The sequence below is a fragment of the Nocardioides furvisabuli genome, assembly GCF_021083185.1.
Taxonomy (GTDB): Bacteria; Actinomycetota; Actinomycetes; order Propionibacteriales; family Nocardioidaceae; genus Nocardioides; species Nocardioides furvisabuli.
The window spans coordinates 259,157-278,886 of sequence record NZ_JAIGQB010000004.1; the positions used below are offsets into that span (position 1 = coordinate 259,157).

17 protein-coding genes are annotated in these 19,730 nt (G+C 70.7%); 9 read left to right on the forward strand and 8 right to left on the reverse strand.

Features of this window, described 5'->3' with window-relative positions:
- Positions 1 to 5: 5 nt before the first annotated feature.
- The gene (locus tag K4G59_RS10390; protein WP_231250896.1) at positions 6 to 668 is read left to right on the forward strand and encodes a hypothetical protein; all 663 of its coding nucleotides are present in this window, start codon (positions 6 to 8) and stop codon (positions 666 to 668) included.
- A gap of 67 nt (positions 669 to 735) precedes the next feature.
- On the opposite strand, the gene K4G59_RS10395 is transcribed toward K4G59_RS10390, so the two are convergent.
- From K4G59_RS10395 to K4G59_RS10405, 3 genes are all read right to left on the reverse strand, one after another.
- A complete protein-coding gene (locus K4G59_RS10395; RefSeq protein WP_231251091.1) occupies positions 736 to 3,882 on the reverse strand; it encodes a reprolysin-like metallopeptidase in 3,147 nt (1,048 codons plus the stop codon).
- 156 nt (positions 3,883 to 4,038) lie between these two features.
- Positions 4,039 to 5,397 (reverse strand): MFS transporter, encoded by a 1,359-nt coding sequence (locus K4G59_RS10400; protein ID WP_231250897.1) that lies wholly within the window; start codon positions 5,395 to 5,397, stop codon positions 4,039 to 4,041.
- Between the two features lie 46 nt (positions 5,398 to 5,443).
- Positions 5,444 to 6,136, reverse strand: coding sequence for a hypothetical protein (locus tag K4G59_RS10405; protein WP_231250898.1), 693 nt, complete (start codon positions 6,134 to 6,136; stop codon positions 5,444 to 5,446).
- 315 nt (positions 6,137 to 6,451) lie between these two features.
- Between K4G59_RS10405 and K4G59_RS10410 the strand changes: the two genes are divergently transcribed.
- From K4G59_RS10410 to K4G59_RS10430, 5 genes are read left to right on the forward strand one after another with little or no spacing between them, the layout of a single operon-like run.
- Positions 6,452 to 6,937 carry a DUF1707 SHOCT-like domain-containing protein gene (locus tag K4G59_RS10410; protein WP_231250899.1) on the forward strand — a complete coding sequence of 162 codons (486 nt, stop codon included), beginning with the start codon at positions 6,452 to 6,454 and terminating at the stop codon, positions 6,935 to 6,937.
- A gap of 34 nt (positions 6,938 to 6,971) precedes the next feature.
- Positions 6,972 to 7,961: a MauE/DoxX family redox-associated membrane protein gene (locus K4G59_RS10415; protein WP_231250900.1), complete on the forward strand. Its 990-nt coding sequence runs from the start codon at positions 6,972 to 6,974 to the stop codon at positions 7,959 to 7,961.
- Positions 7,962 to 7,988: 27 nt separating this feature from the next.
- Positions 7,989 to 9,836, forward strand: coding sequence for a glycosyltransferase family 2 protein (locus K4G59_RS10420; protein WP_231250901.1), 1,848 nt, complete (start codon positions 7,989 to 7,991; stop codon positions 9,834 to 9,836).
- A 9-nt stretch (positions 9,837 to 9,845) separates the two neighbouring features.
- Entirely contained in the window at positions 9,846 to 10,973 is a 1,128-nt protein-coding gene (locus K4G59_RS20475) for a glycosyltransferase family 4 protein (RefSeq protein ID WP_231250902.1), read from the forward strand.
- Positions 10,974 to 11,018: 45 nt separating this feature from the next.
- Positions 11,019 to 12,086 (forward strand): glycosyltransferase family 4 protein, encoded by a 1,068-nt coding sequence (locus K4G59_RS10430; RefSeq protein ID WP_231250903.1) that lies wholly within the window; start codon positions 11,019 to 11,021, stop codon positions 12,084 to 12,086.
- A gap of 6 nt (positions 12,087 to 12,092) precedes the next feature.
- Here the strand turns inward: K4G59_RS10430 and K4G59_RS20480 are convergent, their stop codons facing one another.
- Entirely contained in the window at positions 12,093 to 13,319 is a 1,227-nt protein-coding gene (locus K4G59_RS20480; protein WP_231250904.1) for a glycosyltransferase, read from the reverse strand.
- Between the two features lie 77 nt (positions 13,320 to 13,396).
- Here K4G59_RS20480 and K4G59_RS10440 point away from each other — a divergent pair, with 77 nt between their 5' ends.
- From K4G59_RS10440 to K4G59_RS10450, 3 genes are read left to right on the forward strand one after another with little or no spacing between them, the layout of a single operon-like run.
- Positions 13,397 to 14,017: a PIG-L deacetylase family protein gene (locus K4G59_RS10440; RefSeq protein ID WP_231250905.1), complete on the forward strand. Its 621-nt coding sequence runs from the start codon at positions 13,397 to 13,399 to the stop codon at positions 14,015 to 14,017.
- The gene (locus tag K4G59_RS10445) at positions 14,014 to 14,661 is read left to right on the forward strand and encodes a WbqC family protein (RefSeq protein WP_231250906.1); all 648 of its coding nucleotides are present in this window, start codon (positions 14,014 to 14,016) and stop codon (positions 14,659 to 14,661) included. The genes K4G59_RS10440 and K4G59_RS10445 overlap by 4 nt, the downstream gene beginning before the upstream one ends.
- A gap of 50 nt (positions 14,662 to 14,711) precedes the next feature.
- A complete protein-coding gene (locus tag K4G59_RS10450; RefSeq protein WP_231250907.1) occupies positions 14,712 to 15,965 on the forward strand; it encodes a glycosyltransferase family 4 protein in 1,254 nt (417 codons plus the stop codon).
- A gap of 9 nt (positions 15,966 to 15,974) precedes the next feature.
- On the opposite strand, the gene K4G59_RS10455 is transcribed toward K4G59_RS10450, so the two are convergent.
- The 4 genes from K4G59_RS10455 to K4G59_RS10470 form a co-directional block, all read right to left on the reverse strand.
- Entirely contained in the window at positions 15,975 to 16,847 is an 873-nt protein-coding gene (locus K4G59_RS10455; protein ID WP_231250908.1) for an alpha-1,2-fucosyltransferase, read from the reverse strand.
- Positions 16,848 to 16,850: 3 nt separating this feature from the next.
- Positions 16,851 to 17,687, reverse strand: coding sequence for an FkbM family methyltransferase (locus K4G59_RS10460; protein ID WP_231250909.1), 837 nt, complete (start codon positions 17,685 to 17,687; stop codon positions 16,851 to 16,853).
- Positions 17,688 to 17,697: 10 nt separating this feature from the next.
- On the reverse strand, positions 17,698 to 18,522 hold the full coding sequence (locus tag K4G59_RS10465; RefSeq protein WP_231250910.1) for an alpha-1,2-fucosyltransferase: 825 nt from the start codon (positions 18,520 to 18,522) through the stop codon (positions 17,698 to 17,700).
- Between the two features lie 107 nt (positions 18,523 to 18,629).
- A complete protein-coding gene (locus K4G59_RS10470) occupies positions 18,630 to 19,715 on the reverse strand; it encodes a glycosyltransferase (protein ID WP_231250911.1) in 1,086 nt (361 codons plus the stop codon).
- Between the last annotated feature and the right edge of the window lie 15 nt (positions 19,716 to 19,730).

The following is a 19,730-nucleotide window of genomic DNA, read 5'->3' on the forward strand; positions in this document are numbered from 1 at the left end:
CCGCGATGCCCTGCAGCCCCGCCGCGCCCCACGACGACCAGCTCGCCGAGGACCTCGCGTCGTGGCTGGAGGGCCTCGGCCTGGCCGACCAGCTCGAGGCCGCCGGCCTGCCGTCCTACGTGCGCGGTGCCGGCGGCGCAGCCCACTGGCGTGAGCCGGCGACCGGGGAGCCGTTGACGCACGAGCGGCTGGTCGAGCTCGACCGGGTGCTGCGCGCGCAGGGCGACGACCCGGCCCACGCGGTGCCGGTGGGGCTGGTCCGGCTGCGGCGCGAGACGAGGCTGCGGGCGGCGCTGCTCGACGGCGGCTGGCTCGACTACGCCGCTGTGGCGGGGCTGCGCGGCACCTCGGAGAATGCGGCCCGCTTCGCGCTCCACAAGGCGGCCGAGCGCCGCACCGTGCTGCTGGTGCAGCACGAGGGCACGACGCTGGTCCCGTCCTTCCAGCTCGACGGCGTCGGCGAGGTCCGCGAGGAGCTGCTCGCGGTGCTCGAGCCGCTGCTCGCCGCCGGGACGGACCCGTGGCGGACCTGGATCTGGCTCACCAGCCCAGCAGCGCTGCTCGGTGGTGCGGTGCCGCACGAGGCCGCCCGCGATCCCGAGGAGCTGCCGGTCGTGCAGCACGCCGCGGTCGCGCTGGCCGAGCGCGCCCGCTCCACCCGGGGCTGACCCCGGACGCGACGAGGGCCGCCCCGCACGTGGCGGGACGACCCTCGGTCGTCGTACGGAGGTGCGCTCAGTCGGTGACGACCGCGACGCCCTCGATCCGGACAGGCTTGTTCTTCGCCACGACGATCCGGAGCTTGCCCTTCTGGGCCCTGTCGAAGCGGAAGGTGCGCAGCTGGCCGTAGGCCTTCTTGCCCTTGAAGCGGATCGTGCCGATCCTCTTCCTGCCCAGGAAGACCCGGGCGACGCCGCCCTTCGGCAGCGTGCCGTGCACGACGACGATCCGGTCGGTCTGCTTCACACGGGTGACGAGCTCGGAGCCCTTGCGCCTCGACGTCAGGTACTTGCCCGAGAACGCCCGTGCGTCCTTCTCGCGGTCCCACGCCCCCTTGCCCTTGCGGGCGAAGGTGCTGCTGTTGCGCGGCACGGTGAAGGTGAGCGTCGCCGGCGTCGGGTCGGCGACCCCGGCGGCGTTGACCGCGGCCACGGTGAACACGTGCGTCCCGGCCCGGAACTTGTCCGTCAGCCCGGCGACGTCACACGACACCGGCTCGTCGTCGACCGTGCAGACGAAGGTCGCCGGCGACACGCTCGAGGCGTAGGTGATGGTCTGCTTCCGCTTCAGCACGATCGAGCCGTCAGCCGGGCCCGAGGTGATGGTCGTGTCGGGCGCGGCCGCGGGCGAGGGCGCGGGCGTCGCCTTCAGCGCGAAGGACGCATCGTTGACGTCGAAGAAGTAGTTGCCCACTGCCTCGATCTTGATGCGTACGTCGCTCGCGGTGACGTTGGGCATCGCGAAGGTCTCCGACCCGTCGTTGGGCGTCGACGCGGCGAGCACGGTGCCGAAGGTGGCGCCGCCGTCGGTCGACAGCGTGATCTTCACGTTCTCGGCCAGCTTCCGCGTGCCGTTGACCGCCCAGGTGACCGGGACGGACGAGCCGCCCGCCACCGTGGCGCCGGGAGCGGACTGCGACGTCACCAGGAACGGACCGGCCGACGGGTCGACCGTCAGGGTGAGGTCGTCGAAGGCGAGGCCACCACCGCGGACGGCGAGGTCGCGGGCGGTGAGCCGGAAGTTCATCTTCCGGTCGTCCGCGTCCAGGCTGCCGAGGTAGTCGGTGTCGGGCAGGTACTCGGAGTAGCAGTCGAGGAGCGTGTCCGGGAGCTGCCGGTTGTTGGGCAGCGGCACACCAGCACCGTCGACCGCCGCCGGGCAGTCGCCGGTGGCGGCGTTGGTGTTGCCGGCGAGCACCTGAGTCATGTCGGGGAAGACCCGGTTCGGGCTCCCGTCGGCGAGGTTGATGCCCGGCGAGGGGCTCTTCAGGGTGTCCTCGTCGGAGACGACGGCGTCGTCGCCGAACACGCGGAAGAGCGGGCCGTAGACCTTGGTGTTGGACGAGAGCCGGGTGCCCTCACCGAAGTTGGTCTGCTCCCAGAGGTAGACCAGCGAGTCGCCGTCGGCGTCGCTGCCCGAGCCGCTCAGCGCGAACGGCGTACGGATCGGGACGACCTTGTCCTCACCGGCGGAGACCGACGGGTTGGTGTTGTCGCTCTCCAGCGGGAAGCCCTGCGCCTGCGACGGGCCGCCGCGGGCGGTCTCGCCCACGAAGCCGCTGACGCCGGCCGAGCCGTTGGTGACGGCGAGCTGGTCCTCGACGGCGTTGCCCTCGGCCAGGATGCTCGCAGTGGCGTTGAAGATCACCTGGAAGCCGGTCTCGTCGGGCGCGGTCAGCGGAAGGCTGAACTGGTCGAAGCCCCACTGGGCGATCGACACAGGCTGGTCGACGACCTCCTCGATGGCCGCCTTGATGCCGGCCGCGGTGTAGTTGGTGCCGAACACGATCGGGACGGTGGTCTCGCCACCGAACCCGAGCGTGAACGAGTCACCCGGGTCGCCGAAGCCCCTCAGCGACACCGTCTGGACCTCGACGTTGCCGTAGGGGGCCTGGTCCATCGTCGCGTAGGCCTCGTCCACGGTGAGGAACGAGAAGTAGGGGTCGGTGTGCGGCTGGAGGTCGTCCTGGCCACAGATGCCGGCGTAGGCCATCACCGACGAGCCCGAGCCGGGCTCGACGGAGGCGTCGGAGATGTTGCCGCCGCAGGCTCCGAGAGCGCCGTTGAAGGTGTGGTTGCCGCCGAACTGGTGCCCGATCTCGTGGGCGACGTAGTCGATGGCGAAGAAGTCGCCCTTGGGCTCGGGAAGGCCGGTGCAGCCGCCACCCTTGTAGTCGCCGCCGATGACGCCGAGGTAGGCGACGCCACCGCCGTTCACGCCGAGCGCGATGTGGCCCACGTCGTAGTTGGAGGCGCCGATCAGCTGGCCGAGGACGGTGCGGTTCTTGCCGAGGGTGGCCCCGCTGCAGAAGTCGAGGTCACCGAAGGTGTCGTCTCCGTCGTCGGGCGTCCCGTTGTCGTCGTACGGCGCGAAGCAGGGCGCGCTGCCGCACGGGCCGTCGGCGCCGGTCGCCTTCGCGTCGGTGTCGAGGTTGAGCACGTCGGTGTCGTTGACCAGGCGCAGCTCGACGGCGAGGTCGGCGTTGTAGATCTCGTTGACACGGTTGATCAGCGTGACCTTCTCGGCCAGCACGTTCTCGCTGCCGAAGTAGGCGGCGTAGGACGGGTCGGAGGTCAGCGCGAGGCGGTAGTAGCGCCGGTTCGTCGCCACGTTGGCGACGCGGTCGGCGGTCCCGGCCTCGGTGACGGTCTCCCGCAGGGCCTCGACCTCACCCTCGGCGCGGCGCTTGGCCGGCGCCGGGAGGTCGGAGGAGCGGTAGCTCAGGTGGGTGGTGGTGCCGCGGCGGTTGTAGGCCGGGTCGACGTACCAGTCGGCCTGGGCACCGGGCTCGCGCACGAAGGCGTGGAAGCCCATCGGCGTGATGTCGAGCGCGATGGACGACCTCGGGTCGTCGACGCCGACACCGGACCAGGTCTGGATCTCGGGGTGCGCCGCGGCGAGCTCGGACTCCATGGTCCGGGACCGCTGGACGCGGAACGACTCCAGCGAGCCGTCCGGCCCCGGGATCTCGACGACGGCGGTGGCGTCACCGCTGGGGAGGTCGGCACGGAGGGCGGCGAGGTCGACGCGCGTGGCGGCGTACTCCTCGGGCTCCACGCGGACCTTCGCGCCCGAGGGCTCGAATCCGCGGAGCGGGGTGAACGCCGTGTCGTCGGGCGCCGCGGTGGCGGGAGCGATCGAGCTCAACGCACCTGCTCCCATCACGAGGGCGAGACTGGCAGCGAGACTGCGGAACCGAGACGACACACGTGCTCCTTCGAAGGTGGAGGTCGCAGCCTAAGGTCGCTGCGACGCTGCGCACCACACCTCCTTGGTAGGGGGTCGGGGCCCGCCGATGGGCGGCGGGACCGGTGAGCCTCAGGCCGCCGTGGCGGCGCGGTCCGCGCGCAGGGTGGGGGCGAGGACGAGGAGCCCCAGCAACGGCAGGACGGCCAGCACCAGCAGCGCCACCGGCATCCCGAGCGGGCCGCTGATCCCGGCGACGACGGCCGAGCCGACGCTGCCGCCGATGAGGAAGAGCAACGTCGACACCCCGAGCGCGACCCCTCGCACCTCCTGGTGCACCGCGTCACCCACGACGGCGCTCAGCGCCGGCTGCCCCAGGCCGAAGGCGAAGGTCACCAGGATGATGGCCACCACCAGGATCGGGGCGCTCGTCCAATGAGCGCCCGCCGTGGCGACGAGCAGGGCGCTCGACGCGACGACGGCCGAGACAGCGAGCGCCCGCGCCGGGCCGATCCGGTTGAGCGTGGGACCCGTGATCCTCGGGACGAGGAGCGCGACGACCGCGCTCGGCACCATCGCCAGTCCGACCTCCCACGCCTCCCACCCGGCCGACAGCAGCACCGCGGGCAGCGCGATGAGCATCGCGAACCACGCCGCCGGCACCGAGGACGCGGCGACCGCGCTGCGCACGACGGTGGAGTTGCGGATCACCTCGACGGGCAGGAAGCCGTCGGGGCGTCGGCGCACGGTCGCACGCACGGCCGGCACGCCCAGGACGAGCAGTCCCGCGCCGACCGCGGCGACCAGCAGCCCGGCCGACGGCGACTGCACGAGCAGCACCATCCCGGCAGCGGTGAGGGCGACGAGGATCGCGCCGACCACGTCGAGACGGGCGCCGCTGCCGTCGGTCGAGAGCGCGCGCCACAGCAGCGGGACGACCAGGGCGCCGAGGATCGGCAGTGCCATCACCGCACGCCAGCCGAAGGCCGCCTCCACGACACCGCCGATGAGCGGACCGAGGCAGCTCACGGCCGCGGCGACACCAGCGAGGCGACCGAAGGCGAGCCCGCGGATCTCTCCGCTGTAGCGCGCGGACAGCACCGCGACGCCCAGCGTCGGTACGGCGGCCGCACCGGCGCCCTGCACCATGCGGGCGCCCAGCAGGACGGGGAAGGTCGGGGCGAGCGCGGCGACCAGCGCGCCGATCGACATGAGCACCAGGCCGGCCAGCAGCGGACCACGTACGCCGACCAGGTCCGAGATCCGGCCGTAGAGGGCCGTGGTCACCGCCAGCATCAGGACGTAGAGGCTGATCGTCCACGCCGCCAGGCCGGGGCCGACACCGAGGTCGTCGCCCATCAGCGGCAACGTCACCGCAGCGCTCGACGACCCCATTCCGGCCAGCCCGAAGAGCAGGCCCAGCAGCATCGACACCCGTCGGGAGTCGTCAGGCTGATGGGTCGCGGGGTCGGTCGCGGCGGGGGAGGTCATCGAGGGATGACAACCGCGCGGGGCTGTGGGTTGTTCCCCGCGGGGGTCAGCAGATGACGGGCTGGAACGACATGTTGGAGATCCCGATGAACGGCGAACCGCTGGCCGCGACCGCCTGGGCATAGGTGAAGGACATGGACGACAGGGCGGTCGCCCAGCTGACCTGCACGTTGCCGTTGGTGGACGTTCCAGCCGTGTTGGAGGAAGTGTTGGTGCCGTTGGCTCGGAACGGACTGGCCGACGACCCGACGCCGGTGACGAACGTCTGGTTGGTGATGACGTACCCGAACCCAGCGGTGTTCACCCGCACGGTGTCGTTCCACGAGTTGCCACCGGAGTCGATGTCGAGGAACGAGAAGCTGAGGTTGGTCACCGTGACCGGCTGACCGTTGCGCGTGAAGGAGAACGTCGCCGTCTGCGAGCTGTTGGCGTCGGCCGTGCTGTAGAAACGCAGGTTGCTCGACTGGCCGCCCGTCTGCGTCGTCGACACCGTCCGGTTGTTCGGCGCGGTCGTCTGTCCGGTCAAGGACAAGGTCACGACGACACCGCCGACCGTGGTGCTCGTGAAGGTCGTGCCGTTGCCAAGGCTGGACCAGACGAGCGTCACCGCAGGACACGGGGAGGCCGCGAATGCCGGTGCTGCCGTTGCGACCGCGACCACGGGCACGCTCCACGCAGCGCCCCTGACCACGTTGCGTCGCGACGCGCGCAGGCCTTGTGCTTCAGTCCCGAGTTCCATCGGTCGTACCCCATCGATCACGAGCGACCCCCCAGGTGGTCACTTCGTCAACTACGGTAGGGATGCACTACCTACGAGACAGTAACAATGTGGTTTCATCGAATGCGATCTGGATCACATCTGCGGCAAACCTAGACAAAGCAAGCTGGTCGCGTCTGCTGAGCGTTACCTACTGCGCTCATGGAGACCCGAAGCGGCGGCCTCGGCCTTCCCGTCGACGACCGCCTTGATCGAACCTCACGTCGGGATTTCGTCAAGGCAATGGCTTCGTCGAATCCGCCCGACCGGCGTGGCGCACGCCCTAGCCTTGGGGGCATGAGCAGATCAGGCAGCGCCGCACCGGGCGGCGGGCCGGGCGACGAGGCCCTCCGCCGGTGGTACGCCGCCCGCGAGCGCGTCGAGCAGCAGCGCGACGCGCGCCTGGCCTCCGACTCCGAGCGCGACCAGGTGTGCACCATGCTCAACCAGGCCTTCGGCGAGGGTCGGCTCACCCCGACCGAGCTCGACGAGCGCACGGCACGCGCCCTCGCCTCCCGCACGCACGGCGACCTCGAGGACGTGCTCGCCGGTCTCCACGGGATGGCCGGCTCCGCGCTGTGGAACACCCCGGCACCACGCGGTGTGCTGCCGCGGCTGGTCTTCTGGGTCGTCGGGCTCCTCACCGCGCCCTTCGTCCTGCTCGGCGGGGGGCTGCTCCTCTTCGGCGAAGGGTTCGGCGAGCGCATCGGCGGCATCATCGTGCTGACGCTCTTCCTGCCCGGTCTCGTCGCCCTCTACCGTTGGGCGCACCCGCGGCTCTGAGCCGCGCTGTGCAGCACGCCCTACGATCGCCCCCATGACGTCTGCCCCGCTCGCCGCGGTCCTGGTCGCGCTGACCCTCGCGGCAGTGCTGGCCACCAGCGGTGCCGCGAAGCTGCGCGACCGGACGGCCACGAGGGACGCCTTCGACGCGCTGCGGGTGCCGGGCGTCGTACCCAAGGACGCCGCGGCCACGTCGCTCCCGTGGGTGGAGCTCGCCCTCGCCGCCCTGCTGCTCCTGACCCCCGCTCCCCTGCTCGCGCCGGTCGCGGTCGCCGTGCTCGTCCTGATGCTCTCCTACACCGCCCTCATCGCCCGGGCGCTGGGCTTCGACGAGCCGGTCACGTGCTCCTGCTTCGGCAGCCTCGGTCGTCACGACGTCGACCGCACGACCCTCGCCCGCAACTTGCTCCTGACACTCCTGGCCGGCGCCCTCACCTGGCTCGCGTTCGCCGGTGGGTCGGTCCCGGCTGCCGTGGCCGACCTCGACTCCGGCGGGTGGTGGGCGCTGCTCGCCGCGGCTGCGGCCGCCGCAGTGGCCGTGCTGGTCGTGGGCACCCCGTCGAGCGCCGGTGCCGGACCGGTCGGCGAGCTGCTCGACTACGAGCGCCAGGCCATCCCCTACGGCGTACTCACCCTGCCCGGCGGGCGGACGTCCTCGCTGGTCGAGCTGGCCTCGACGCAGGCGCGCCTGCTCGTGATGCTCAGCCCCGGCTGCGGTCCCTGCGTCCGCACCGCCGAGCACCTCGACGACTGGGCCGCACGTCTCGCCCCGGCGGTGGGGCTGCTGGCGGTCTACCCCGACGTCGCCTCGGCGGCCGCAGCCCCGCAGCACGGGCGCGAGCTCTCGGCGTCCGAGCCCGAGCTGAACGTCCGGCGGGTCTTCTCCGCTGCAACCCCCGCCGCGGTCCTGCTCGGCGCCGACGGCTACCTCGCCGGCGGACCCGTCGCGGGCGAGGACGCGGTCGCGGAGTTCGTCGAGGACGTGCTGTCCGTCCTGGCCGACGCGCCCAGTCCGGCCGAGTAGCCGGCCGCGGCTCCCTAGGATCGTCGCGTGCCCGAGCCTGCCCTGTCCGTCGTCGTCCCCACCCGGGGCGGCATACGCCGGCTCCCGGTGCTGCTCGACGCCCTCGCCTCCCAGTCGCTCGACGAGCCCTGGGAGGTGGTGGTCGTCCTCGACGGTGACGTCGACGGCAGCCGCACGCTCCTGGAGTCGTACGCCGACCGCGTCCCGCTGCGCATCGTCGAGCGCACCGGTGGGACCGGCGTCGGTGCGGCGCTGGCCGCGGGCTACGAGGCGGCCCGCGGCGAGATCGTCCTGCGCTGCGACGACGACCTGACGCCGCAGCCCGGCTTCCTCGCCGCCCACCTCGCGCGCCACCGAGCCCGCCCGGAGGGGGCGGCTCCGCTGGGCGTCGTCTCGATGACGCGCGACGTCTTCGCCGACACGGCGTACGCCGCGGCGTACGGCCGACCGGCCAACCAGCGCCTGCTGGCGCAGGCCTACGCCCGCCCGGCCGAGGAGCGCTGGCAGCACTGGGCGGCGTGCAACTCCGTGCCCCGCGCGTCCTACGAGGCGGTGGGCGGCTTCGACCCGACGCTGGGCTACCGCGAGGACTCCGAGCTGGGCCTGCGGCTGGCTCAGTCGGGTGTCGAGATCGTCGTCGACCCCGACCTCGAGGTCGAGCACCGCGCTCCCGCACCCGACACCGCGACCCGCGCCGCGCGCGCCTTCACCTCCGGCGCCTCGACCGTCGCCTTCGACGAGCGGCACCCCGGCACGCACTCCGCCGCCGAGGCACCCCGCGGCGCCTGGAGCCGCGCGGTCGCCGCAGCGGCGGGACGGATCGGGTCGCGCGAGCGCGCCGCCGCACTGGGCCGCCGCGTCGACCACGTCCTCCCCCGCCTTCCCGAGGCAGCGCGTGGCAAGGCGATTGCCTGGGCCGTCGAGGCGGCTGCTGTCGCCGGCCGACGGGTCGGCGACACCTCGTGGGTCCGCGAGGTGCCCGCCGCGCCGGTCGCCACGGTGAGCGTCGTGGTGCCGCACCACGGCGACCCCGCGCCCACGCTCGCGCTGGTCGAGCAGCTCCTCGCCCAGACCCACCCGGTGCAGGTCGTCGTCGCCGACGACGCGTCGCTCGAGCCCTTCCCTGACCGAGAGGGCATCGAGGTCGTGCGGCGCGCCACCAACGGCGGATTCGGCGCCAACGTCAACGCCGGCGCAGCCGCCGCCACCGGCGAGGCGATGCTGGTGCTCAACAGCGACCTCGACCTCGAGCCGACCTTCGTCGCCGACATGGTCGCCGCGGCGCGCACCCACCCACGGGCGGTGCTCGCACCCCGCATGGTCGACGAGCACGGCACCGAGGCGTGGGTGGGCCGCGACTTCCCGCGCGTGCGCCACCAGGTCGCTGCCTGGCTGACGCCCCTGGCTCGCTTCCGCGGGACGACGGCCTGGCACCGAGCGGTCGGCCACGACGTACGCGCCCACCGCGCCGAGGGCGAGGTCGACTGGGTCGTCGGTGCCGCGATGTGGATCCCGGTCGCGGACTTCCGCGCGGTCGGCGGCTTCGACGAGCGCTTCTTCATGAACTCCGAGGAGGTCGACCTCCAGCGGCGCCTGCGCGAGCGCGGCCTGTCGGTCGTCGCGCTGCGCTCGCCGACCGTCGTGCACGCAGGCGGCGGGTCGTCGCCGTCGGAGTCGCGCCGGCGCTGGCTGGTCGAGGGCCAGCTGCTCTACGCCGACAAGTGGGGCTCGCGTCGGGTGCTGCAGGTCGCCCTCGGTGCCGCGACCGGCATCAACCTGGTGGTGAACGCGGCGCGACGCGCGGCGGGCAGCGACGTCCGACCGCTCGAGACGGCGCGCCACGAGCTGCGGCTGCTGTCGCGTCGCGACACCTAGGATCGCCGCGTGTCGCGAACTCTGTGCGTGGTCTCCCCCGGGCGGCTCGCCGTCGCCGGCGACGGTCGCGTGCAGGTCGACCCGAAGACGGCGGCCGGCATGGAGCAGTACGCCGCCTCCTGGCCGGGCGACGTCCACTTCGTCGCGCGACGCGGGCCCCTCGACGCCCGGTCGCAGCCCTTCGAGTGGCCGCGCCACGAGGACCTGCCCTTCGCCGTCTCGGTCGTCGACGACGTCGAGGAGATGGTCCGCGCGCTGGCCCCCGCTGTCGTGCTCGCCCCCCTGGAGCTGGACAACGCGCCGCTAGTCGACCTGCCCGGCAGGTGCGTGCTGGTCTGCGACTACCCGCTGCGTGTGCGCTGGGACAACGTCCGCCTCGACCCGCGGCTCGGAGCGGTGGACCGGCTGCGCACGGCTGTGGGACTGACCCGGCGGGCTGCGGTCCTGCGCCGGATGATCCGCCGCGCCGACGGGCTGCAGTGCAACGGGCCCGACACCTTCGACACCTACGCGCGCCACTCGCCGAGCCCACTGCTCTACCTCGACACCCGGGTCACCTCCGACGACGTGGCGACCGCGGTGCGCACGCCCTCCGGTGACGCCCCCCTGCTGCGCCTGGCCTTCTCCGGACGCTGGATCGAGCAGAAGGGCGTCCTCGACGCGGTGACCGTGGCCGAGCGCCTGCACGCGGACGGCGCACGTGTGCACCTGACGCTGCTGGGCGGCGGGCCGCTCGAGGACCGCCTCCGCAGGCTCGACCACCCCGCGGTCTCCGTCGTGGGACGCCTGGACTTCGCCGAGGAGTGGGTGCCGTTCGTCCGCGACCGCGTCGACGTGATGGTCCTCCCGCACCCCCAGGGCGACTCGGCGTCGACCTTCCTGGAGTCGATGAGCTGTGGGACGCCGGTCGCGGGCTACGACAACCGCTACTGGCGCTCCCTCCACGCGACCAGCGGCGGCGGCTGGACGACCCCGGTCTCCGACACCGATGCCCTGGTCTCGCACCTCTCCGCGCTGGCCGACGACCGCGACGAGGTCGCCCGGGCGCGGCGGGCCGGGCTCGACTTCGCCGCAGACCACTCCTTCGACCTGGAGTTCGGCCGCCGCATCGACCACCTGCTCTCCGTCACCGCCTGACCGGCGGTGCACTACTGTCCACCGCGGACCCGAGGAGGAGGACGGATGCCCAAGGCCCTCGTGCTCAGCGGCCACGACCTGCGCGCCTGGCGCGAGGAGTACGCCGCCGGAGCCGCACCCGCCGAGCTCCCCTACGAGGTCGACGCGCTGCGCAGCGCCGGCCTCGACCTGACTGTGCGCTCGAACAGCCACCGTCCTTCGGTGACGCGGCTGCGCGCCAAGGTCGAGCACCGGACGAAGTACGGCGTCGCGCTGCCCTTGGCCGCCGCGCCCTCGGTCCTCCGGCACGATGTCGTCATTGCTCTGCTCGAGCGAGAGGGCGCACTCCCGGCCATCCTTCGCGGACGCAGCCTCCCTCCGTACTCGCGACGACCGCTGGTCATCTACTCCTGGCGGCTCGCCTACGACGTGCTCCACGCCTCCGCGGCGGAGCGCAGGAAGCTGGTCGATCGCTACTCGTCCGCGGACCTCATCACGCACATGAGCTCCCGCGAGTCAGACATCCTGATGGAAGCCGGGTTCGCACCTGAGCAGTTGTTCGGAGCCACCTTTGGCGTTTCGCACAACTACTACGTGCCAGGTCCGGAAGCGCAGCGCGACATCGACCTCTTGGCCGTCGGTCAGGATCATGGGCGCGACTACGCCACCCTCTTCGCCGCGATCGAAGGCACAGACAACCGGCTTGATCTCGTGTGCCGACCGGAGAACCTTGCGGATCTGCGAGTTCCGCCGAATGTCCGTGTGCACGGCACGGTCCCGCATGCCACCTACAGGCACCTTCTCCGTAGGGCGAAGGTCGTTGCGGTCCCCACTGACGTGCGGTCCTACCCCACGGGTTCCAGCGTTGTCCTCGAGGCGGCTTCGAGTGGTTGCTGTGTGGTCGCGACTGACACCCCCGCGATGGCCGACTACATCGCGGACGGCCGCACCGGCGTGCTGGTGCCGCCGCACGACGCCGTCAGCTGGCGCGAAACCCTGCTGCGCCTGAGTGCAGACGACGGGATCCGTCGACGCCTGGGCGAAGGCGCGCGACGCTCGGTCGAGGAGACCTTCAACGCCGTTCACATGTGGACCGAGATCGCCGGCGAGATGCGGCGCCGCGGCCTGGTCTGACGGGCTTCAGCCGGTCGGGCCATCGAGCGCCCAGGACGCGAGCACCTGCTCGACGAAGCGCGGCCGGGCGAACTCGGTCCGCGCCCAGTCCTGCGAGCGGTCCGCGAGCACCTGGGCCGCGGCGGGGTCGGCCAACACCGCCGCCAGCGCCTCGGCGAGCGACTCCGGGCTGTCGGTGAGGGAGGCGAAGAGATCGTCCGGGCCCACGCCCTCAGCGCCGACGTGCGTCGTCACCACCGGTACGCCGTGCAGCAGCGCCTCGATCGTCTTGAACTTCACCCCGGCTCCCTGCAGCACCGGCACGAGCGCGGCGGCCCCGGCGGCGTACTCCGCGTCGAGGTCGTCGACGAAGCCGGCCAGCTCGATCGACGCGATGCCGTCGACCGCCTGCTTCAGCGCCTCGGACGCGCCGCCACCGACGAGGCGCAGGCGCGCGCCGGGGACCCGGGCGAGGACCCGCGGCCACAGCTCGGCGACCGTCCACAGAGCAGCCTTGTTGTTCTCGTCGCGAGCGAGGTAGGAGACGACCAGCACCGTCCCGTCGCCGGGCGGCGCGGCCCGGTGGCGCACGAGCGGACCGTTGGCGAGCGGAGGGCGTACGACGCGCGTGTGGCGCGGGTTGCCGAGCAGCTCGACGTCCTTGTCGCTGAAGACCACGACCTCGTCCAGCGCCGCCACCATCCGGCGCTCGTGACGCTGGGACTTGCGGGCGACGCGCTGCCAGTAGCGCCGGTCGGCAGGCGTGTCCTGCGGCTCGCGCAGGAACGACTGGGACATCACGTCGTGGAAGGTGCCGACGATGCGAGCCCGCGGGTTCAGCCGTCGCAGGAGGTGCACCAGCCGGATCGAGTCCGACCACTGCAGGTCGATGACGTCGGCCGCACGGATCGCTGCCCGGGCCTCGCGGGAGCGCACCAGGTCGGCCAGCAGGGGCAGGTAGGGCATGCCGGGATCCCAGCGCGCGCGGAGCCGAGTGTCGATATTAAGGGCGAGACGGTTCAGCGCACTTCCCCACACGGTTTCGGCAGGCTCCAAACCGAGCGGGATGACTCGGCGGGGGGCACCTGAGCGACCTGTCGCCTCGCGGTTGATCCGCCAGCCCGGGACCACGACTGTGAGGTCGACGAGCGGCTCAGTCGAGTCGCACAGAGCCTTCATGTAGGTGCCGCCGGCGTGCGGGACGCAGTCGTAGCCGAGGGTGGTGGCGATGACGACCACGCGGGGCTGGGGCACCGGGGCATTGTGTCAGGACCGACCGTCCAGGATGCCGCGCCTCACTAGGATGCCCACGTGACCACCGAGGAGCGCGGATGCTGCGCCTGATCCTGGCCCCCCACATGGACGACGAGGCCATGGGGTGCGGCGGCCTGATGGCGAAGCACCCCGACGAGTGCGTCGTCGTGGTCATGACCGACAGCGGCGAGACGCGCGCGCGCGAGCACGCGGAGGCGATGAAGATCCTCGGGGTCGACGAGTCGCGCCAGCTCGGCTTCCCCGACGGCCAGACGCCGCAGCACATGACCGAGATGGTCGGCGCGATCGACACGATCATGGCCGAGCTCAAGCCCGACGAACTCTACCTCCCCTATCCCTCGCTGCACCAGGACCACATCGCGGTCTACGAGGCCGGCATGCGCTCGTGCCGGGTGTCGATGTCGCTGGACCACTGGTTCCCGCCGAGCGTCTACGTCTACGACATCGCGGTCTACGACGTGAACCTCTATCCCACCGACCTGCGGTGGAACGTCTTCGAGGCGCTGACCGAGGAGCAGATCACCGCCAAGGAGGCGGCCTGCCAGGCCTACCAGTCGGAGATCCCCACCGAGGTGCACCCGATCAACAGCGTGCGCCAGATCGCCGGCGCGCTCGGACAGGTGCGGCTCGTGCCGTACGCCGAGCAGTTCGCGCTGGTGCGGACGGTCCGCCGGTGAGGGTCGCGATCCACCAGCCCGACCTCCTGCCGTGGCCGGGGTTCTGGTTCAAGATGCTCAACAGCGACCGCTTCGTGCTGGCCGTGCACGACCAGCTCCAGAAGCACTGGGTGCAGCGTCGCGTCACGATGCGCGACTCCTGGGTCACCCTGTCGCTGGAGACCAAGCCGCACCTGATCCCCATCAACGAGACGATCGTGAAGCCCGGCTGGCAGGACCACCTGGAGAGCTCCATCACCGGCCGCTACCGCGGGGCCCGCCACTGGAAGGACCGCAGCGGCGACGTCCTCGAGATGATCCACGCCGTCGACTCCCACAACCTCGCCGACATCAACCACCGGCTGATCCTCGCGATGCGCGACTACCTCGGGATCACCACCGAGGTCGTGGTGACCGACCCGCCGCAGTCCAAGGCCGCCGACCGGGTGCTCGAGCAGCTCCAGATGGTCGGCGCGACGTCGTACCTCTCGGGCACCGGCGCGAAGGACTACCTCGGCGAGGAGGCGCAGGCAAAGTTCCGCGAGCTCGGCATCGGGCTCGAGTTCTCCGACCACCACAAGACGACCGGCGACTCCATCATCACCGTGCTGATGGACTACGACGAGCCGCTGGAGATCGTGGCGAAGGCGGCGGATGCCGGGTGAGGGGCGTTGACCGGGCGACATTGCGGACCGAACTCACCACCAACTTCGGGGTGAACCTGTTCGGATACGTCACCAGCAACCAGAGCCAGGGCGTGATCGCCCGAAACCTGGTTGCCACGCTCCGGTCGCAGGGCGTGCCGCTCGCGATCACCGACGTAGCGCCGACGTTCGGCGGCACGGGGGACGACGAGACCTACTGCATGGCCGGGTGTGATGAAGCATCCGACCAGCCCTACCCGCTCACCGTCTACTGCTTCATCCCCTCCGACGCCGAGGACTACCTGCGGCGACACCCGCACCTCGCCCGGCGCGATCGCCTCAGCGCCGTGGTCGTCTTCGTGGAACACCGCGTGATGCGACCCGAGCTCATCCCGTTCCTCCGTGCTGTCGACCTGGTGCTCACGCCCACGGACTTCGTCGCGGAGGCTGTCGCCTCCTCCGTCCCCGACAGCGTGACCGTTCCCTTCCGCCAGTCGGTGGTCCTTCCCAGTGGCGTCACTGCGGACCGGTCGCGCTGGGGCATGCAGGAGGGAACGACCACCTTCGTCTTCGGCTTCGACACCTACAGCGACTCCCAACGGAAGAACCCCCTGGGACTCGTTCGCGCCTTCCGGGCAGCCTTCCCTGAACGTGCAGACGTCGCGCTCCTCATCAAGGTGGGCCACCTCGACGAGGACGAGCGACTCGGTGGGCAAGCGCTGCAGGCAGTGGCTGAGGCTGACGGCGACGCCCGGATCACGTTCCTCCAGCAGAACCTGGACTACGTGGACGTCCTCGGCCTGTACGCGTCCGCCGACGTCGTGTCATCGCTGCACCGCAGCGAAGGCCTGGGACTGCTCATGATGGAGGCCATGAGCCTCGGGACGCCCGTGATGGCAACAGGGTTCTCCGGCAACCTCGACTTCATGACGGCACACAACTCCATCCTCGTCGACCACGATCTAGTGACGGTCGACACGCCCTACCCCGGGTACCAGCACGTACGCGGGGTCGACGTGTGGGCCGAACCGGACCACGACTCCGCCGTCCGCGCCATGCGGGCGCTCGCCGACGACCAAGGCCTCCGTGCGGCGCTCGCCGACCAAGGCCGCCGCGACATGGAGGCACGTCGCCGGCTCGTGGCCGGCGGCGACCTGCTCGACGAGCTCCGGCAGGCTTTCCACGACCCGGCCCTGTGGTCCGCACACCGTCGACGCCGAGCCCGCCTCACGTGGTTGGCTCGCCGCCCTCGGTCCCGCTACGGCTGGGGCGACGTGCGCCACGTCGTGGCTGACAGGATCAAGAAGATCCTCCGACGCAGCTAGGACCGAGCGTCAGCCCGGCACGACGTCAGGCAGCGCCCAGTTGGTCGGGATGTCTCGGACGATGGTCCACCGCGGATCAAGCTGCCACGCGGCACCGCCCAGGTCCGTGCGGATGTGGAACCACGGAGCAACGACCTGTGTTGGGGCGCCGGTCCTCCACGAGCTGATGTACCCGCCCCAGTAGGAGAAGGTCGAGTTGGCCAGGATCAGCCGGCTCGAATTGGCCAGCAGCGCAAGGTGCACCTCCGGCGGCTGACCCGAGTCCTCGAAGTCGAGCACCTCACAATGGTTCGCCAGCCACGCGAGGTGCTGACGGCACCACGCGATCCCGTCGGAGACGACAAGGATGCGCCGGACCGGGCCGCCGACGTCGACGCTTCGCGAGAGGGCCACACGGAGGTAGTCGTCGACGTCGAACCCGTAGTTGCGCCAGTTGGCCTCATTCGTCACGTAGTCGCCGCGCCGGACGTTGATCACGACGTCCTCCTCGCGCACTCTCAGCGACTCCGGCACCCGGTTCATGTCCAGGACGCCAGTGGGCTCCAAGAAGTCCTTGATGAAGCGTGCCAGGACGTGCTCGTCGAAGTGCGGCCCGAACTCATTGTGCAAGCCCTTCTCCCGACGATCGGTGAGGCGTACGTCGTCAGGCTCGACCAGGAGCTCGGTGGCCGCCTCCCCGAACACCGGCAACCACCGGTCCATCGCCGGCGTTCGCAGGCAGACCATGTCGACCCCTTGCCGGCGTTGGTCCCAGGCGTGCATCCAGTCGTAGAGGAAGTTGCCGAGGTGAGCGGTGGGCTGCGTCCACAACACCGTGCGCGGCCCCTGCCGCACCCACCGGTCCTGCAGGCGGTCCAGCGCCTTGCGCGCGCGCCAGTGCATCGCTCACCGCCAGGCGTACACGTAGAGCTGCTGCACGAAGTCCCCTTCACCGCGCATCTCGGAAGTGAAGCCATGGGCCTCTAGCCATGCGAGCACTTCCTCCTTCGAGCGACCCCACTCGGTGCCGAGGAAGTCGTGGCAGGAGATGGTGAAGTTCTGGATGTGCGGGGCCATTCGCTCCATGCCGCGCAGTGCATCCTTCTCGGCCCCCTCGATGTTCATCTTCACCCAATGCACGTGCTCGATGCCGAGCCGTTCGCAGAGATCGTCGAACGATTCCGCCCTGACCTCGACGGAGCCGTCGGACTCGAAGATGTTGCCAGCCACCCACCCTTCGGGGTCGTCGCTGATCGACAGGGTGCCCGGGGCGGAAGCAAGGGCGACGTTGAGAGGGGTCACCTGCGGCCAGTCGTTGCGGGAGACCAGGTCGGTGAGACGGCGGAAAGGGCTTGGCGCCGCCTCGATCGAGATCACACGCCCGGAGCGACCGACCATCCTCGCCAGGTAGAACGTCTCACCGCCATCACCGGCGCCGACGTCGAACACGACATCACCCGGTCCTGGCCGATAGCGACTGAACAAGAGGTCGTCCATGCCGTAGTAGAACCCACGGGTCGCCCACCCTTGCGCGTCCTTCCAACGGCCTTCATCGGCCACGCGGCCCTCTGGCCAGTTGTAGTGCCAGCGGTCCTCGGACGGCACCCAGCGCGTGGTGACGACCTGACGGCGCATGACGGAGTCCCCGACTGTCTTGGCCACGCCGTATGTGAGCCGCAGGGCATGGCGAGCGGCGCTGGACACACTCCGCGGCGAGCGACGCGATGACGAGGTGGGCTCCATTGCCCGGATGCTAGCTGCTCCCGCTCCGCTCGGGGTCGCGTTCGAGACCATCGAGCAGCCAGCTCGGCTGCCAGCCACCAGGGAGCTCGTCGACGAAGCTCCAGTCCTGGTCGTACTCCGCGCACCGTCCAGCTCCGTAGCGGCGTTGGAAGAACGCAGGCGCCCACACGGTGTCCTGGGGTGCGTCCAGGAGCACCCGTGAGATGGCGGCACCCCACAGCGAGAAGGTCCCGTTCGCGATGAGCAGTCGGCGGGAGGAGATGACGTCGCGGAGGTGATCTATGGGTCGCGCGGACGGATCAGGCTCCGTCACCTCGTCGGCGTACGAGGCCAGGAAGTCCAAGTGCTGCCGGCACCATGCGAGGTCGTCCGACACCACGTGGATGCGACGAACCGGACCGTCCTGAGCGATCGCCCTCGACACTGCTACCCGAACATAGCCCTCGACGTCGAACCCGTATTCGGGCAGGAACCACGGATTGTCGTAGAAGTCGCCACGGCGCAGGTTGAGGGTGAGCACTCCGTCCTCGGCGAGGGGCCCGCGTTCGGCGCCCTCCAGAGCAGGGCTCGTGAGGATCCAGTCACGAATGAAGGCGGCGCGCGACTCGTCGGTGTAACCCCTCGGGTCGCCGGAGTGCTCCTCCTTGTAAGCGTAGAAGTGCTCGCGGGCGTCCCAGAACGACACGTCCGACTTCTCGACGAGGTGCGGACGGACCGCGGGGAAGTACGGCAGCCAGTAGCGGCTCCGCTCGACGATCAGGACCCGATGTGGCGGTGTACATCCCTGACGAGCATGTGCCCACGCCCACAGGTAGAGCTGGTTCCCGAACCCCATGAATTCCGGTGTCCAGTTGACGACCTGCGACGCCCGCCTCCGACGCAGCGCCGTCAGTACTGGACCGATCGACCGGTTCACGGCCGACCGCGCTCGATCAGCACCCGTCATCTGACGTGCCCCTGCAGCCGTCCCACCACGCGGCGTCCGATCCTGCGCGTGGCGATCCTCGCCCGGTTGTACGGATCGGAGGCCGGCGCGTGTGACTGGTAGTGCGGCAGGACGGTCGGCACGGGTATCAGCGAAGACGAGCCAGGAGCAGTGATGGCGTCGAACGCGGTTCTCAGTCGTTCTCGCACCACCTCGCCACTGTGTCGATGCCGCACCCATTCACGCGCCTGTGCCGCACGCTGGTCGAACAGCCCCCGATCCTCCTCGAACCAGGCCATGGCCTCGAGCGTCCGGTCACACATGTCGACCACGTCGGAGTCCGCGATGACGGAGGAGTGCTGGGGGAGCATGTACTCCTTCGCACCGTCTCCCGTGAAACCGACCACATAGCAGCCGGAGGCCATCGCCTCGGCTCCGGGCAGACCCACACCTTCGCGCTCGGCGCCGAAGAGGAAGATCGCAGCACGGCCGAGCTCGTCGGCGACCTGCTGCTGAGTCATCCCGTCGATCAGCACGATCTCCCAGTCCCCGAGCCGTCCGGAGCGGCGGATGAGCTGGACCGCGCCGAGCAGGTCCTCACGACGCCTTCTCGGCATCAGTGCGATGCGCCTCTCTTTCGTGGTCGGCTGGAACCAGTCCTCGATCTGCACGGGCACGTTGTGCACCGGGAAGCCGTCATGGCACGCACGTCGCAGGAACGTGTCGATGGCATCGGAGACCGAGATCGCAGCGGTGGCCTGTGGCCACCCCGGGTATGCGCCCGGCTCATCGGTCAGGAAGTCGGAGTTCGAGAACACGAAGTCCATCCCTTGGCACAGCATCACCACGGGCTGCCCTTCCGTCAGGAAACTCCACTTCGAGCCGCCCGTCTCGGGCATGACGAGGACATCACCGGCATCGAACTCCAGGCGCGAGCCGGTCTCGACCGTGGCCGTCGAACCCCATGAGGGGTACCGGAACCCCGAGGTGCCGTGCCACACACGAGCGTCGTGGCCCAGCGCCTGCAAGTGCTCGACGTAGCGGTAGATCACCTTGATGCCGCCGCTGGGGCTCGGCAGGTCGGGCGCCATGAACCGGATCACGCCACCATCATGACC